Origin of the sequence: Paraburkholderia sp. BR13444, from assembly GCF_040948755.1 — a bacterium.
Classification (GTDB): domain Bacteria; phylum Pseudomonadota; class Gammaproteobacteria; order Burkholderiales; family Burkholderiaceae; genus Paraburkholderia; species Paraburkholderia youngii.
Map to the genome: position 1 here is coordinate 684000 of NZ_JBFPKM010000004.1, position 16258 is coordinate 700257.

The following is a 16258-nucleotide window of genomic DNA, read 5'->3' on the forward strand; positions in this document are numbered from 1 at the left end:
ATCATGAACCGACACGCAATTCTCGCGCTCCTTCTGGGCGCGACATGTTCGAGCGCGATGGCGCAAAGCGCAGGCAGTCTGATCACCAGCGTAGGCGGAACATGGCTCAACTTCGGCGGCTCGTCCGCAACGCCGTTGCAAAGCAGTTCGGCGGCTGGTACGTTCACGTCGCCGGGCACAGGTGGTCAGATACACAACACGTTCACCGCGGAACTCTCGCTGACGTATTTCGTCACGGACAACATCGGGCTGGATCTCGCAACCGGCATCCCGCCGCAGCTCAAGCTTTACGCACAAGGCAGCGTCGCGCCGTTCGGTCCGCCCGGGCCATCGCTCGCGCTCGGCAATTTGCAGCCGCTTGCGACGACTCGTTCATGGCCGCCGATTCTCTTTTTCAAATACTTCTTCGCCATCGGCGGCGGCGTGCCCGTGTCGGTGCCGGCGCTCACCGTCAACCGCGTCTGTGGCTCGGGCGCGCAGGCGATCGTCTCGGCGGCTCAGGAAATCGCGCTTGGCTATGGTGACGTCGCGGTTGCCGGTGGGATGGAAAGCATGGAGCGCGCGCCGTATCTGCTCGACACTGCTCGGTGGGGCACTCGCATGGGTAACGCACAAGTGCATGACAGCATGCTGCGCGACGGTCTTGTGGATGCCTTCTCGGGTGAGCAATCAGGCTGGCACACGGAAGATCTCGCGACGAAGACTGACCTGACGCGGCGTGTTCAGGACGAGTGGGCCGCGCGTTCGCAGCAGCGTTTCGCGGCTGCGCAGGAACGCGGCGCATTCGATGCCGAACTCGTCGCCGTCGAAATTGCAGGGCGTAAGGGGAGCGTTCAGTTCGCGCGCGACGAGCAGCCGCGCCCGGAAACGACCGTGGAAACACTGGCAAAGCTGCGTCCCGCGTTCCGTCCTGATGGCACGATCACCGCGGGCAACGCGCCCGGCCTGAACAGCGGTGCGGCGGCGATGATCGTGGCCGAGCGCGGTTATGCCGACGCCATGGGCATCGAAGTGAGTGCGCGTCTTGCCGCATTCGGTATCGCCGCCGTCGAGCCCGGCATGTTCGGTCTCGGTCCCGTGCCGGCGGTGCATATCGCATTGGAGCGGGCGGGCTGGAAGCTCGCCGACGTCGAACGCGTCGAGATCAATGAGGCATTTGCCGCCGTGCCGCTCGCGGTTGCCCAGCAGCTTGGACTCCCGCACGACATCGTCAATGTCGAAGGCGGCGCGATTGCGCACGGTCATCCGATCGGAGCGACGGGCGCGGTCCTGACCACGCGTCTCGTCCATTCGATGCGTCGCGATGGCCTGAAGCGCGGCATCGTCACGCTGTGCATCGGTGGTGGTCAGGGTATCGCGCTCGCGCTGGAGATGCTGTAACTGCGGGCTGAGGTTGCGCGGAAGCGGTGAGTCGAATGGTTTTGTCCAGCAGGGGGCAATCCACGTTGCCCCTACGCGCGCTTGAGCAATCCGGCGATCTGCCGGGGCGACCACGACGGTTGCAGGTTGTCTGCCGCGATGCGTGCCAACATCCGGTGTTCGATCTGCTCCAGCCTTTGAAGGCCATGAACGGTTTCGGTCCCGGGAAATCGGCGTCGGCGTCGCCGTCGGCTGGGAACTAGTGTCGCAATCATTCGACGGTTGCCGGCCTACCGCGTCGGGGACGAGCGCGACCCGTGCTTCGGAATCTCCATGGACGACGTAGGATCGAAACCGCGGAAAACGCGCGTGCCATGTCTCGACCAGGTCGGCCAACGCATGCACTAGCGCATTGATGTCCGCCGAGTACCCGGCCATGAAGGCTGGTGTGGGACAATCGGAGTCGTCCACCACTCGTCTGGAGAGCGAACGCCATGGATTCGTCATACATTAATGTGACAGCCCCGTCGTCGCCAGCCAGTCAACACTGTGGTTCTCTGCATACGGCTTCGGCTGGGGATACCGCGCCTTCGAACTCAGGCCAGAAGTTGTTTGCGAATACCTCGGAGCGGCAGACGACAGCCAGAAGCAGTTGCTGCTCGCGTTTCAGTTGGCAAGGCAAAGGCTAGCGGAAGTTGCGGAACGCAAAATGCCGCCATCTAATGGAGAGCGTATCGAGATTACTGGCCAGGATCTTTAAAGTGCACCGCGGCAGTGCACATATCCGGCAGGTTCGGCCTGTGCAACGGACGTTCACCGTTTAAGCTGACCGGACACACAGAAGCCGCATGCGCTCACATCAACGCCGTTGACCACCGCCGTCGCGAGGGCGCTCCGATCGCGCAATCGCCCCAGCCTTGCGACTTGCTTGCGCGCATGCAGGCCTCTCACGGAACAGCCGAGACTCAGCCGTGACGTTCGCGTTTGCAGGCGTACCATCACTGCACAACGCATGAAGGTTGCACACCCGGGGCCGACCGGTTCGACGAAGGCGGGCGCCGCGCAGCAGATCAGCCGCTTCTCAGCGGCGAGGAGCGCTTCATGGCCACTGGCATCGAACTTCACGATAAACGACGGCAACTGCTGCCATTTCGCGAGTCGATATTGGCGATGCTAGGAGTCGCGTCGGTTTCGATGCTGATCGCGCTCGACCAGACCATCGTTGGCACCGCGATGCCGCGCATCGTCGCGGAGCTGAAGGGTTTCGAACTCTATGCATGGGTCGCGACGGCCTACATGCTCACGTCGGTCATCACAATTCCGATCTTCGGGCGTCTGGGCGATCTGTTCGGTCGCAAGCCCTTCATGCTGTCCGCCATCCTTGTCTTCACCCTCGCATCGGTGCTCTGCGGGATGGCGACCAACATGCTGTTTCTGGTGCTCGCGCGTGGACTTCAGGGCATCGGTGGCGGCATCATGCTGGGGACGGTGTTCGCGACCGTCGCCGACCTGTTCCCCGATCCGAGGCTACGCCTGCGTTGGCTGGTGTTCGTGACATCGGCGTTTGGCCTTGCGAACATGGTCGGGCCAATGCTCGGGGGCATGCTGACTCAGCACGGAAGCTGGCGGCTCGTGTTTTTCGTCAATGTACCGGTGGGTGTGGTGGCGCTGTTCCTCGTCCGTGCTTTCCTTCCGCACTTGCGCCATGCCCGCGACGGCGCGCGGCTGCGCCTCGACTGGCTCGGCGCATTCGTCGTCGCCGTGACGTTCGGCGCGCTGCAGCTGGCGATCGAGCTCTTGCCGAGGCAAGGATGGACTGCTTCTACGATCATACTGGCCGTGATCGCGCTGGTCTGTTCGCTGACGCTTTTCTTCTGGGAAAAGCGCATGGGCTATCCGATCATCCCCGTGGACATGCTGCTCGACCGCAGGCTCGGTGCGCTTTTTGCAATGTCAATGCTCGGCGGGTTCGCGCTGTTCTCTCTCGTTTTCTACGTGCCGCTGCTGTTTCAGGGCGGCTATGCGATGTCTCCGCGTGCCTCGGGCATGCTGATCACGCCGCTCCTGCTCGGCACGACGGTCGGCAGCTTCATCAATAACCGCGTGGTCACGCGCATCCGGCGCGCCAACGCGATCCTCTACGTCGGCTTCGCGTTGTCCGCTTTTGCGAGCCTCGCGGTGGTCGTGCTGCGAGGCCACGAGCCGTACCTCGTGTGGATGGCGTGCATGGGAGCGAGCGGCTTGGGGTTGGGCCTCGTGGGCACGAGCCTCACGGTCTGCTCGCAGCAGATCGTCTCGCGAGACCATCTCGGCGCCGCCACCGCATTGCTGCAGTCGCTGCGCACATTCGGCGGCATGCTTGGCACGGTGATGACCGGCGCGCTGCTGGGGCACCTTTACACGATGGGCGTGAATCGCTCGCTAGATTCATACCACGCGGCGCAGTGGTTCAAGTCGTTTGCAAGTCCCGAACTGCTCGTGGACCGTGCCGAGCAGGCCGCGCTGATCAGTCGCCTCGTGAGCGCCGGGCACGCCGGCGACGCGATGATGAACTCGGCGCGCAGCGCGCTCGTTGATTCGATCCACACTGGCCTCATCGTGGCCGCTGTGGCTGCGATGGTCGGCTTGTGTCTCGCGTGGTTCGTGCCGCCGGTGCGGGTCGGCTATCTCGAGGCGCAGCCACAAAATAGTTGACGATGGGTTACCCCGGTGTCGGCTGCTACCTGCGAGGTCGTACATGGTTAGCGACATTCCGTGGTAGCTGGGGCACAGCGTGACCATGCCATGCTGGGAGTGCGACTGAACTCCGCAGCGTCCCTCGTTGATCACGATGTCGAACACCTCCAGAACAGTATGCTGCGGCGGCGCTCACATTTGACAGCAACGACGGCTACGCTTTGGCGCGCTTGCGCGCTGTGCGGGTCACCACAGGCTTTTCAGAGAGCATGCACTGCTGAATCACGCGCTGGAGATGATCCGGGCCGACCGTGATCGCGCTTAGCAACGTCATCAAGACGAAATCGATCAACTTGGGTATTGCGACCTTGGTGTCCGCCCTCGGTGCGCGGTTCGCCAGGATCAGCGTGGCGAGACCATGTTCCATGCTCCACGCGGCATGAGTCACTAGCTTTAGATCGGCATGGGCCCAGCCGCTCTCGATAGCTAGTGCTTCAATCGTCTCGGAAAACAACCCAAAAGACCTGTTACTTTCCTCGGTGAGTTCTGGATACGCCTGATGCGCCACGATGCGAGGTCCGATCACCAGACCGAACAGTCCATTGTGGCGCTGCGCGAACTCAACATACACCCGCATCATCCGGTACGCTTTGGCAAGTGCGGTGTCGTCACTGTCACGGATCGCAACGCGCAACGCAGCGAGGTCGCGATATCCACTCGCCGCGATCGTGGCCAGAAGTTCGTCGATACCGGCAAAATGTCGCGAGGGCGCGGCTTCTGATACGCCCACCATTCGCGCGAGGTAACGAAGACTCAGATCTTGTGCAGACACATCCTTGAGCGCGTTGCGCCCCGCTTCGATGAGCGCATTGCGCAGATTGCCATGGTCGTCGATGCAAATCAGCGTGCTGTCCGCTGCCAGGCGGCTTTGTTCTGCTAACGGCAGCGAAGAAAACCAGGGGCTGGTGGATATTCTTTCAACTACAGAGGCGCTTAATCCCATAGCGGAGACAACGGCGGAAATTGCTTCAGAAAACATCGAAAAGCCAGAGATCTGACAGACCTGCGACCACGCACGATCGTAGCATGTCATTATTCCGCAAGAAGCCGATGTGTCGAAAAAGCATCCGGTTTGTAAGCAATCGAAAAGGCTGACGAACACTACGGTGTGGCCGTCCAAAACCGATACCCAGCTCCGCGGAGTTCGATCGCGCACGGTAGCGCTCATCCCTTTGATGAATCAGATCAGGAGTCTTTTATGGAAATCAATCAACAGACGGCCAGCCTCACCCAAAGAATGACGATCGGCGACTTCCTGCTTCGCCGTCTCGAGGAAGCTGGCATCAGGCATCTGTTCGGTGTCCCCGGTGACTACAATCTCCCGCTGTTGCAGCAGCTCCACGATCGCGCCACGCTGCAATGGGTCGGCAATACCGGCGAGCTGACCTCCTCCTATGCGGCGGACGGCTATGCCCGGCTGAAGGGCCTCGGCGCGCTGCTCGTGACGAACGGGGTGGGCGCCCTGAGCGCGCTCAACGGTGTCGCCGGCTCCTACGCCGAGCACGTCCCGACCATCTGCATCTGCGGTGCGATACCGCTGCGGTCCATCGATCGCGGCCTGGGGATGCACCACACCATGGCCGACGGGAACTATGACCATTTCCTGCGCGCCTACGCGCCGGTGACCGCGGCGCAGGCCCGGATCACCCCGCGCAACGCGGCCGCAGAGATCGACCGCCTGATTCTCACCGCCTGGCGGGAGAAGCTCCCGGTGTACATGGAGTTCCCGTCCGATATCGCGTATCTCGAGATCGAGGTGCCCGCGGCTGCGCTCGTCCTCGCCGACGCACCCAGTGATCCGGAGCGGCTGCGCTCCTGTATCGCCGCGGTCGCGCAGCGGCTGTCCGCCGCCACCAAGCCCGCGATCCTGGTGGATGCGGACGCCGCCCGGTTCGGCGTCGCCCCCGACCTCATGGAGCTGGCACAGAAGATGAGGGCACCGGTGGCCGTGATCAACGCAGCCAAGAGCGTGATCGACGAGTCGTTCCCGCATTACGTTGGCATCTACAACGGCAAGGGCAGCGAGCCTGGGGTCCAGGAGACGATCGAGAACAGTGACTGCCTGCTCGCCATAGGCTATCGGCCGATCGAAGTGACCACAGGCGATTTCACGGCAACGCTCCCCGCCGGCACGATCCACGCCCGCGGTCACGCAGTAGACGTCGGCGAAGACAACTATCAGGCCGTCACGCTCAAGAAAGTGCTCCGCGGCGTCATTGAAGCGGTTCCGCAGGTCACGAACCGCGCTCCGCGCCCTGTTGCTGCCGCAGCGGTACCGGGCAAGCAAGCCGACGCTTCCGCGAGGCTGACGCAGTCGGACTACTGGCAGGCCATCCAGGGCTACCTGCGCGAAGGTGACGTCGTGTACGTCGACAATGGCACATCCTTCTCCATCCTCGGCCTGAAGCTGCCGCCGAAGTGCACCTTCATCGGCTCGATCAACTGGGGATCCATCGGCTTCTCGGTCGGAGCGCTGCTTGGCGCGCTGACTGCGGCACCGGACCGTCGTCACGTGCTGCTCGTGGGCGATGGCTCCTTCCAGGTCACGGCGCAGGAACTGTCGACCATTCTGCGGCACGATCACAAGCCAGCGATCCTGCTGATCAACAACGGCGGATACACCATCGAACGCGGCTACATCGGCAAGAGCGAGCCGTACAACGACGTCGCCAACTGGGCCTATGCCGATCTGCCGAAAGTGCTCCACCCGGGCGCCTCGGCGCGCTCGTTCGTGGTCAGGACCTGCGGCGACTTGCAAGATGCGCTCGCGGCGCCGAATGACATGCTGCTTTTCGTCGAGTCGATCATGGATCCCTGCGACGCACCCGCCCTGATCACCCGGAGCAGCAATCTCGGGGCCGAGCTCGACTACGGGCCTCGCGGCCCGCAGCACCGCGACAACCTGCAGCTCCGGCCCGACACTGCGTAAATAGCGGTGCTGCGGTTAGGCACCGTACCCGGTTCGCCCGCCTCGCGATTACGATCGCCGCGGGGCGAAGCTGTGTTTGTTTCGAATTGCTGTCAGCGAGGGGCGGATCGATAGCGGGCCACGCCGCCATGAGTGTCTATGGCCGATCGTGTGGGGCGGTAGTCGGCCAGGAACGGACGTTGGAGAGCACGACGTGGATCGTCAACAATCATCCGTTGGTAAGTAGCCAGCGGTCCGGAAGGCCGCGCGGATTTTCCGGTCGAACGCCCCCGTGAAACGAAACGACGTCAAAAAGCCGACATGACGTGAGGTGCTCGCCGGGGCATAGCCGCGACGAGCACTGTTGATCAGGGTGTCCAGCGATAAATGATGACGCTGGTCCCATTGTAGTTGTCCTTCGTGATCACGTACTCCCCGGTCGACCGACGGTACGATCTAAGGCCGTACATCGAATCCACGTCATTGCCGACGTACACGGTGTTGGGGCTGCTGTTAATCAACGTTGTGTCCAGGCTGCCTGTGGTCAGATTGAAGGCATCGATGTTGGGCACCGTGTGTACGTATCCGACGAAGAGATAGTTGCCGGCTGCCGCAATCGACTTGGGATTAGCGCTGGTGAGGTTGATCACCGGATTGGGAACAGTTGCGTTGCCTGCGAGCCAGCCGTGATACACCTCGATTCGCGTTCCGATCGACGTCCAGTCCGTGCTCCCGACAGCTCCCTGTGCGAGGATCATCGTGTCGCTTTCCGGCAGGTAGATGATCCGCGTCAATGGCGTGATCGTGCCCGGAATGGGCGTTGCAATTCCCGCTCCCCAACTCGGCTGACCATTGGCATCGAAGCCGGTCAGCGGAAAGTGCCAGATGGCATTCGTCTTGTCCAAACCGGCCCAGATGTCCCCTTTGCTGTCGAGGCAGAATCCGTCCCTGACCGGTGCTGTCGTATTGAACGCCATACCTGGAAGCGTCGCGTCCGGTATTGCGATGTAGCCATTCGCCGCATTGAAGTGGAAGAAGTAGAAGGTATCGGGATTCTGGCCGGACGCCACGAGGATCCGGTTGGCGCCGACGGTGGCAAGTTGACCGAAGTGCTCATCCCGTGAGCGATCGTTGATATTGATGCGTGGATCGGATGGATATTCGATCGGATCGACAGTGTTCGCTACGAAGGTTCCCCCCGCAGTGCCACTGTAGATGTAGGTGCCTCCATAGAAATACGTACCGTCAGTACCTGGGTCCGGAGCAGCGACCCCCTCGAAGTTGAGAGACTGAAGCTTCCATTGCAGGTGGCCAGAACTGTCATAGGAGTGAATGTCGGTGCCGCCGTCACGGCCGAGGTCCCAGCTCCCGCCCCACGGGTTGTTGAGCACGTACAGGTTACCGGCGGCGTCCTTGCCGATGCCGGCGACGCGGGTAAAGCGCTTATCGCCAACCTGGCCTTTTATTCCCGTTGTCGAATTGAGATATCCCCCCTGAATGCCAAATGTACTGACCAGAAATGGAATGCCCGAAATGTTATAGGACTTGATGTTCATGTCGGGGCCCTCGTCGCCGATCATGAGACACCCGGTCGATGAATCGAAATACAGCGAGGACGGTCGAGAGGCGGCGGACATCTGGATGGTGTTCACGAGCACGCCGGCCGGATTGAATTCGAGGATCGCGCCCATACTCTTCTGCGCAACCCAGATGTTCGCTGCGCTGTCCACCGCGAGCGGGCCAGGGTATGAGACGGCGATATCCTGCCGCCAAACGCCGTCGGTGGTGTAGACGCGGACGCGATTTCCAGGAAAGTCGCTCACATAAAGGAGCGAACCCGACGTTGCGAGTCCCGTGATTACATCAGCCCGCTGCTCAGTCGTTGTCGCGCTGACCGAGATGAGAAAGTCGCGAGTTTGGGTGCTTCGGTTGTACCGCGCCACCGTGCCGCTGCCGTAAGTAGTATTGAAGTGCAGAGCGGCAAAGATCGAAGTTGCATTTCCCGTAATGGCGCTGCCCTGAAACTCGCCGTGACCTCCTATGGACCCCAGGCTTTGGCCGTTCTGGTATATCGCGACACCACCTTCGTCTTCGTCCCACATGGAAGCCGTGTAGATGGCGCCCTCGGGCGCTATCCACATGGAGCGTGCAACGCTACCCACGCGGGTAGCGTTGGTCCCAAACGTGTTCGCCACCCAGTCGGTGGTGTACTGTCCCTGGCACTGCGGCGCAAGCGTAGCGATCAGCAGTGCGGCGAGGAACTGGGCATAGATTCGTTTCATGATCGTGAAGCGCGCCCTCCTGAGGCACCGGAAATGGGAGATGAGCGTTGGCGCAGCCTTGACGACCTGATGGGCTTTGAATGGGGACCGACTGACGGTCCTGCGGCTCCCTTCCGTGTCGTGCTGGCATGTGCGCTAGGACTGAAAGATTCTTCGATTGGGAAGGGGGTCTTCGAAGCGCGCCCGGTGGCGCTCGCCCGTTCGGCGAGTGGCCTTTCGCCGGAAACTGTCCTTGTCCACTCGCCACTCCAGCAAGTGTCGCCTCTGTCCAACTCAACGCTGCGTTCGAGCGGTATATCGGCGCGGTGCGGAAAAGGTTGAGCTGTACGCGTCCTCCAGTACAGACAAATGCGCTGGACCCCAGCCCGTGCAACGCTTTCAGCCGGTCCGCGAGGTGGATGAGCGATCCCGTGGCAACTGGCGGTTCCGACTGGCAAGTGTAGCCCGCGAGCGCGGTGATTTCTCGGGAGGCGAAGGTGCGGTAAGGGCCGACTACCGAAGTTCGCGGCCTGGGGGCGTCTGATCGGACTCGGCCGTCTGCCGAACTTCCGGGCTCGGCCGGTCAATTGCGGATAGTGGCCGAAGGCACCAGGAGGAGTTTGCACCGCTTCCCGGCTTTACTACGAAGGCACAGTGACTACACTTGATATGGGTCGCAGAAATCAGGTGCACGGCCTTCTCAACTACTGCTCCGCACTACACGCTGCCGGGAAGGGCAGTTACACGCTGCACTCATTGTTCGTTCGGCACGCTCGTCTCGCTGATCCATCAAACAGGAGGATGCAATCATGCAAACTGTTATCAGGAGATTTTCCGGAAAAGGCGCAAAGGAGTTGTTCGATCTGCTGGAGAAGCGCACGGCTGACGTCGAAGAACTGATGCGTTCGGTCAAAGGCTTTGTCGGCTACACGCTCGCACGCAGCGGCGATGGCGGATTCTCGGTGACTGTTTGCCAGGACAAGGCAGGCACTGATGAAAGCGTGCAAAAGGCGAAGGACTGGATCGCGAAAAACGCCGAAAGCACGGGCGTGGGCGCGCCGGAGATATCGGAGGGATCAGTCCTCATTCACCTGAAGTAACTTTGCCTTTCGAATGGCAGCGCGTGAGTTCAGCGGGCGGATTGGGACGTACGCAGCCGGGCCTCACCGTCCACTCTCACGCCCGCGTCTTGCCCGATTCGTCCAGACGTGCCTTTTGCAAATGCTCCCGGCTCGTCGCAATGCGGCACGTCGGGCTCTCTTGCCGCCTGACAAGCATTCAACGGACCCACGTCCGTACTATTCAGAAAGGCTGAGCGGGCAATCTGTTTTCTTCTTCATCGAGCGGCGGGTCGCGAACAGGCGGATGTACGCGACTCATGTCAAACGTTGAACGGCTGCTTCCGAGGGGACTGACTGGCCGGGGTGGGTCGTGAAGACTCGTTCGCCAATAGGGAATGCGGACACTCGCCGAGACCGGGTCGCGAATGTCCGCGAGACGATCTAAAACGGCCACACGTTCCTGATCGGCCGCCGTCGGCTATGGCCGAACTCCTGTCTCCGAAGAGGCGGTTTAGAGGACACGACCGCGGGACCAACGACTGTAGAGTCGAATTGCCCCCCGATTTTGCGGTTCACGATCGCTTGGCATTTGCGGCATTTCGTGGATGCATCAATCAGTACATGCCAACGACAACGTTGCCGCGCGAATCAAGTTATCGAGGGGAGGAAGTGCTGGACAGCAATTCTCCGATCCGACGGAAATTCTTTGACCTGGGCCCGCTAGACTCCGATGCGGACCGTGCGTCCCGCGGTTCATGGCTGATGGTTTCGAATTGCGTCGCAAAGTCAGGATGATGGTCCTTTAACCACTGTGCAACGCTTTTGTTCCTAAGGAGCGTTGCAATGTAAGCAGCGGAAGCGGTGAGATGTAGATGCTCGATATACGATGCCGGCTCATAGTCAAGACCTTTGGTCAGGCGGATGATGATTGAGCCGCCGAGATGCGTGCGAGGACTGATGCCGCCCGCACGCATAGCGCAGTTACTGATCGAACGAAGCGATCTGGCCCGTGCGGTCGTCGAGAATCAGACGTCCCGCACGCGGACCATGGTCAAAATCGAAGAACCCGTTCAACGACCCCGCAACCGCATCCGCGGAACCGCCGCCGATAGGCTGCAGGTTCCAGTTGTGTTCGACGAAACGAATGATCGAAGACTGGTCGGTCACCTGATGGTCGATGTAGTTGGTCCTGGCCCACGGCGATATCACCAGCAGCGGCAGCCGGGGGCCGTAGCCGCAGCGCCCGTTCTGGGTACCGCTTGCAGGATCGTTGGCCTTTGGCTGACCGCAGTTTCCGGGCGGGAGAAGCTGGTCATCCAGCACGTTGGACTGGAACACGATGGGGCCCATCACATGGTCATACCATCCATCCGAGTCGTCGTAGGCGACGATGACCGCGGTCTCACGCCACTCCGGTGAATGCATGAGGGCGTTGATCACATCGACGACAAACATCTGTTCGTCCAGCGGATCCGAATATCCGGCGTGGCCGTCCTGGAACGCTCGTGCTTTGAGGAAGCTCACCGCCGGCAGGTTGTGATGCGCGATCGCTGTGTAGAACCGATGCAAATCGTATTGATGATTGGCCTGATCCAACTTGCCAATCGCGGCATCGGAACTCGGTGGCAGGTGCTGCGCATTCTGCGTGCTCTTCCAATACTGGAAAAACGCATGATGGGGGATATAGTCGACGACGCTGGCGCCGGCGACGTTGTTATGGGTCGCCGCGCAGTTGTCGAAGCCTCCCATGAACGCGCCCCAGGTAAGACCAGCGGAATTCAACCGATCGCCAATATTCTCACCTGACATCGTGATCTGAGTGCGCTTGGGATCGGAGCACTTGTCACCGGCCGGATCCGGATCGCCAATGACCGCTCCGCTGGTGCCGCCATTGGCAATGTTGCCGCTCGTCAGAATGTTGTTGGTGATCGTTCCCATGTAAGTCGTGCCGGCCACGAGGTTGAGAAGACCGGGCGTTGACGGACCGAAACTCGTTCCGAACGAGTTATCACTCATCGCGTAATGCTGCGCATAGTTCCACAGCGCGGTGACGGTGTTGCCGTCGTAGTAGCCCAGTGTGCTGTTCGGACCGAGTATCGCATCGTTGCAACTGTGCGTGAGGAAGCGATCCATCAATCCACCGTGAAACGCGAACTGTTCGTCGCTGTAGCCGTGATCTTGATCGCAGGTCACGGGTACGCTGCGGTCAATCCGGAACGGATTCTGGCCGTTGGGATTGTTGGTCAGCAAGCCCGCGCTCAATAGCGTATTTGGCCTTGGCGTATCTTCCTTCGGGTTGCCAAAGTAGCGCGTGCCGTCCGTGTTCGGTTTCGCGTACGGATAGGTGCCGAAGTAGTGATCGAAGGAGACGTTCTCCTGAAAGATCACCACGATGTGCTTGATAGGCGTTCTGGTGGAGGATTCACTATCGGAACGGGCGGGTGTCGAGAGCAGCAGTCCACTGCTCACCGCAGTTACCAACAGTGCGGCAAGGGCAATTCGATTTGGTTTCGGCGTTTCCATTTTCGGACTCCTTCAGATTCATTGCCATTCGACAGGATTGACCCATCAAGCGATTTGTTGAGGACGACACGGCAGTGAGCTTGCGAAACTGCGATGGAACCAGCGTGAGAAGCTCAAGTCAGCGTAATCAGGCGGAATGGCATTTTGGTGACGCTGCTTCAATATTTTTGCGTACCCAGTCTTCACAGCGTGGCGCGGTGGCAGTCAAACGTCAGATCAATCCTCGTCTAACCATTGCGGTTCCAAGTCTCGCGTAGGACGTATCTCTACCGGCGTTCGTGAAGCGGTTGCACCGTGGCCGGCGCGCACTCGTTGCATTGCTCGTCAGCCTGTCCTGCGGGGCAGCACGCCGCAAGCCGTCTAGCCGGCCAAGTCTCCGGTTTGACGCGCTGTTTTGGACTACATAGCAGCTGCCGATTTGTCCGGTTTCATTCGACTGGTTGCGTGACCTCGACGGGCATCGTCACGCGCATGTAGCCATCGAGGAAGCGTAGCATGTCAACTGTGTTATCGACGCGCTCAGTGAACGGTGCATTAAGGACCGGAACGCGAATTTGAGGGGAACAATGAACGTTAAACGTACCGCTGGAGCGCTGTTGCTGCTCCTCGCATCGACAATTTGCGCATTTGGCCAAGAGGCGGATCTGACCGATGCACAGATCGTCGGCATCATTCTTGTGGCGAATCAGGCGGAAATCGCGGCCGGCCAAACAGCCTTGCGCAGAACGCAGTCGAGAAGCGTACGATTCTTCGCGAATCGAATGATTGACGAGCATGGACAGGTCAACCAGGAAACCGCTGGATTGATGCATAGACTCGCAGCAACTCCACAACGAAGTGGGATTAGCGATGCGCTCGCGCAGCAGAGCTACGACGACCTCGCGAGGCTCAATGCAGTCGAAACTCACGAGTTCGATCAGGCGTACCTTGATCGCGAGGTGATCTTCCTGCAGCAACTGGTCAAATTGGCAAATACCTTCATTCGGTCCACGACGAACGCAGAATTGAAGACACTGCTCGTCCGGTCTCGCCTGTCTTTTATTTTCCATCTCGACCAAGCTCACCAATTGCAGTTGGCGCTGGAACACCCGAGGTTTGGACGATGATCTGCGCGACGGGATCAGCGTGAGGACGATCCGATCTGGAGCCGGCGTCCGACGTTCTCGCTCGCTTATTAAATTTCCGCAAGGGTCACCCGCGTCGGATACGTACGACTGTAGCCGGCCCAGACCGTGTCAAAACGCCATTTTGGCGCGTTAAAATAGCTCATCCGGTAGCGGAGGATGAGCGAGAGGAAGCGGTTCAAGGCGACCATCGTAGCTTTCTCTTCCTAGAAGCACTTGACGACTACGTGACAGACACCAACCCCGTGCGCGTAGTCGATGTTTTTGCAGGCGAGCTTGATCTTCAGAAACTCGGGTTCGATGGTGTTGAACCAGCGCTGACGGGGCGGCCGACGGATAAGCCGATGGGAGCACGAGTCGGTGCTGGAGGCAGTCCAACGTCGGCTGGACAAGACGCCTGATGCGATGACAGTGCGCAGGCCGACCGTCGAACACGTCTTTGGGACGTTCAAGCATTGGATGGGCTACACGCACTTCCTGACCCGAAGGCTACCCAATGTAGGTACCGAGATGAGCCTGAACGTACTTGCCTACAACCTTATGCGGGTGCTGAGAATCCTGGGGTTCAAGAAGACGATGAAGGCGATGCGGTTCGCAGGCGCGTGAGCACTACGTAGGCCCTAAAACAGATCCAGAAGAGCCTGTTAGAACGCATCAGAGCCGTTTAAAGGCGCGTCGTTGTGGTATTGGCGCCCACGACAGTCAACCGCGCCAGGCGGCGTAAGAGCCACGCGTCGTATTGCCGTTCTGTGCTGTTTCCGCACGCCTTGGGTCGATGCCAGCCTCTCGTCACCACTGCGAAAAGCGCGCCGCTCGCGCAGCAGACGCAATCACCGATCCAGGCACGACGCCGACAGCAACGTCGGTCCCCGCAGATGCTCTGGCTTTTTTGGCCTAAGATATTTCAAAAGAGCATCCGCGCGGGGGCATCATGAAAGCACCTATCGTTGCTGCGACATTGGCGGCTGGCTGTTCCCTTGCCTACGCGCAGACGTATCCGCAGGGAACGCTGGCTGACCAAAGCATGGGGGCGTATAGAGCGCAATTGGAAGCGCAGAAGCAACAGATCGAACTTCAGAAGGAATAACTCCAATTACTGAAACAACAGCGCGAACTGGATTTGCTGAGGCAGCAGCGCGAACTGAATTCGCTGAGACAACAGCGCCAACTCGACTTGCTGAGACAGCAGCGCTAGATCGCTATGAGGCGCGGCACCCGTGCCTCGAATCCGCCTGAGGCACAGCGGCTCCGTTCGGGCCACAAGCGGCCCTTCGGCGCTCACTTCTGAATTCGTAACAAGTCAAAGGTCCGGCGCTGACCCGCCACTGACCGGGCGGGAAATCGGCCCGGCCAATCATTCGGTTCCTGATCGTGTGCGCTATCTATTCCGCTGTCGAGGCGTCTGCCGGATGATGGTGCATCATGCCTGGATCGTGCCCTGCCATCGCGTCGTGGCCATGATCGGACAACTGGGCGTCGAACCATTCGTGTAACGCCATGACGAGGCGAGGCTCGTCCGCGTGATATACGATTTCGCCTCCATCAGGCAAGTCGTGATAGTGGATCGTCAGTTCACCCTGCTTCGCGGTACGTAGTACGGCTAGGCCCGGCATGTCGTTGCCGTGGATCTGCACCGGCGCATTGAAATCTCCCTCCGAAAACTGCCGGGCGATCATGGCCAGGTGTCCGCGGATCATGGCGGCCTGCTTCGGATCGTGATGCTTCGTGACGACCTGCTGGGTTCCGCCGTTGGCCGTCTTCGTAAAGATGTGTGTGGTGGCCGCAAGGGAGAACGGCATTATCTCCGTGCCGTGTTGCTCAACTTCCCTCTGGCGTGGCGTAACGTCGGCGATGGCGGGCGACGAAAGAACAGCTATCCCGAGAAGGACCGCGGTTGAGACCGCGACAACAGCCGCCGACGGGCGCGACATGGTTTGCTCCAATCGGAAGAGAGAACGCATAGTCTAGCGTTCAATGTCCGTTTCCGGTATTGGCGAACGTCCCTTCAGGGTCGACGAACGAAACCGCTCGCGCGGTAGGGGGCTCCGGCTAAGCCTGGCGGTTCGCGAGAGGTCCGTCGCGCGGTTCCGTATGTTGGCGAATGAGGCAATCCGCCTCGTTCTTCAACAGGAGCCGCATCATGACCTCCTCCCAACCGACCGTCAGCCCGCTGCGCCAGCGCATGATCGACGACATGCGCATGCGCCAGCTTTCCCCGAAGACGCAAGCCAACTATCTGCGCATCGTCCGTGAGTTCGCCCGATACCTCGGGCGCTCGCCTGATAC

The 16258-nt window shown here is 60.3% G+C and carries 11 protein-coding genes and 1 pseudogene; 8 read left to right on the top strand and 4 right to left on the bottom strand.

Going from position 1 to position 16258, the window contains the following annotated elements; translation table 11 throughout:
* Window positions 1-3 precede the first annotated feature (3 nt).
* Complete coding sequence (locus AB3X95_RS15730) at window positions 4-1380, top strand: acetyl-CoA C-acyltransferase (RefSeq protein ID WP_368621802.1); 1377 nt, start codon at window positions 4-6, stop codon at window positions 1378-1380.
* 1080 nt (window positions 1381-2460) lie between these two features.
* Window positions 2461-4053: an MDR family MFS transporter gene (locus tag AB3X95_RS15735; protein WP_368621803.1), complete on the top strand. Its 1593-nt coding sequence runs from the start codon at window positions 2461-2463 to the stop codon at window positions 4051-4053.
* 196 nt (window positions 4054-4249) lie between these two features.
* On the opposite strand, the gene AB3X95_RS15740 is transcribed toward AB3X95_RS15735, so the two are convergent.
* Window positions 4250-5074 carry a TetR/AcrR family transcriptional regulator gene (locus AB3X95_RS15740; RefSeq protein ID WP_368621804.1) on the bottom strand — a complete coding sequence of 275 codons (825 nt, stop codon included), beginning with the start codon at window positions 5072-5074 and terminating at the stop codon, window positions 4250-4252.
* A gap of 219 nt (window positions 5075-5293) precedes the next feature.
* Between AB3X95_RS15740 and AB3X95_RS15745 the strand changes: the two genes are divergently transcribed.
* Window positions 5294-7024: an alpha-keto acid decarboxylase family protein gene (locus AB3X95_RS15745; RefSeq protein ID WP_368621805.1), complete on the top strand. Its 1731-nt coding sequence runs from the start codon at window positions 5294-5296 to the stop codon at window positions 7022-7024.
* A gap of 347 nt (window positions 7025-7371) precedes the next feature.
* Here AB3X95_RS15745 and AB3X95_RS15750 read toward each other — a convergent pair whose 3' ends face one another.
* Window positions 7372-9285, bottom strand: a complete 1914-nt coding sequence (locus AB3X95_RS15750; protein ID WP_368621806.1) for an SMP-30/gluconolactonase/LRE family protein — start codon at window positions 9283-9285, stop codon at window positions 7372-7374.
* Between the two features lie 788 nt (window positions 9286-10073).
* Between AB3X95_RS15750 and AB3X95_RS15755 the strand changes: the two genes are divergently transcribed.
* Entirely contained in the window at window positions 10074-10364 is a 291-nt protein-coding gene (locus tag AB3X95_RS15755) for a hypothetical protein (protein WP_176125262.1), read from the top strand.
* A 942-nt stretch (window positions 10365-11306) separates the two neighbouring features.
* Here AB3X95_RS15755 and AB3X95_RS15760 read toward each other — a convergent pair.
* A complete protein-coding gene (locus AB3X95_RS15760; protein WP_368621807.1) occupies window positions 11307-12848 on the bottom strand; it encodes a phospholipase C in 1542 nt (513 codons plus the stop codon).
* A gap of 566 nt (window positions 12849-13414) precedes the next feature.
* Here AB3X95_RS15760 and AB3X95_RS15765 point away from each other — a divergent pair.
* From AB3X95_RS15765 to AB3X95_RS15775, 3 genes and pseudogenes are all read left to right on the top strand, one after another.
* Window positions 13415-13954 carry a DUF4142 domain-containing protein gene (locus AB3X95_RS15765; protein ID WP_176125260.1) on the top strand — a complete coding sequence of 180 codons (540 nt, stop codon included), beginning with the start codon at window positions 13415-13417 and terminating at the stop codon, window positions 13952-13954.
* Window positions 13955-14302: 348 nt separating this feature from the next.
* Window positions 14303-14578: pseudogene (locus AB3X95_RS15770) on the top strand (transposase); the annotation flags it as partial.
* Window positions 14579-14903: 325 nt separating this feature from the next.
* Entirely contained in the window at window positions 14904-15059 is a 156-nt protein-coding gene (locus AB3X95_RS15775) for a hypothetical protein (RefSeq protein WP_368621808.1), read from the top strand.
* A gap of 295 nt (window positions 15060-15354) precedes the next feature.
* Here AB3X95_RS15775 and AB3X95_RS15780 read toward each other — a convergent pair whose 3' ends face one another.
* Window positions 15355-15903 (bottom strand): aspartate carbamoyltransferase, encoded by a 549-nt coding sequence (locus AB3X95_RS15780; protein ID WP_368621809.1) that lies wholly within the window; start codon window positions 15901-15903, stop codon window positions 15355-15357.
* A 209-nt stretch (window positions 15904-16112) separates the two neighbouring features.
* On the opposite strand from AB3X95_RS15780, the gene AB3X95_RS15785 reads away from it, so the two are divergent.
* Window positions 16113-16258 (top strand): phage integrase N-terminal SAM-like domain-containing protein (locus tag AB3X95_RS15785; RefSeq protein WP_368621836.1); only part of this gene is annotated, 146 nt, incomplete at its 3' end.

Excerpts from the sequence above, each read along its gene's own strand:
- AB3X95_RS15730 (WP_368621802.1), top strand. The coding sequence starts at position 4 with ATGAACCGACACGCAATTCTCGCGCTCCTTCTGGGCGCGACATGTTCG.
- AB3X95_RS15735 (WP_368621803.1), top strand. The coding sequence starts at position 2,461 with ATGGCCACTGGCATCGAACTTCACGATAAACGACGGCAACTGCTGCCA.
- AB3X95_RS15740 (WP_368621804.1), bottom strand. The coding sequence starts at position 5,074 with ATGTTTTCTGAAGCAATTTCCGCCGTTGTCTCCGCTATGGGATTAAGC.
- AB3X95_RS15745 (WP_368621805.1), top strand. The coding sequence starts at position 5,294 with ATGGAAATCAATCAACAGACGGCCAGCCTCACCCAAAGAATGACGATC.
- AB3X95_RS15750 (WP_368621806.1), bottom strand. The coding sequence starts at position 9,285 with ATGAAACGAATCTATGCCCAGTTCCTCGCCGCACTGCTGATCGCTACG.
- AB3X95_RS15755 (WP_176125262.1), top strand. The coding sequence starts at position 10,074 with ATGCAAACTGTTATCAGGAGATTTTCCGGAAAAGGCGCAAAGGAGTTG.
- AB3X95_RS15760 (WP_368621807.1), bottom strand. The coding sequence starts at position 12,848 with ATGGAAACGCCGAAACCAAATCGAATTGCCCTTGCCGCACTGTTGGTA.
- AB3X95_RS15765 (WP_176125260.1), top strand. The coding sequence starts at position 13,415 with ATGAACGTTAAACGTACCGCTGGAGCGCTGTTGCTGCTCCTCGCATCG.
- AB3X95_RS15775 (WP_368621808.1), top strand. The coding sequence starts at position 14,904 with ATGAAAGCACCTATCGTTGCTGCGACATTGGCGGCTGGCTGTTCCCTT.
- AB3X95_RS15780 (WP_368621809.1), bottom strand. The coding sequence starts at position 15,903 with ATGTCGCGCCCGTCGGCGGCTGTTGTCGCGGTCTCAACCGCGGTCCTT.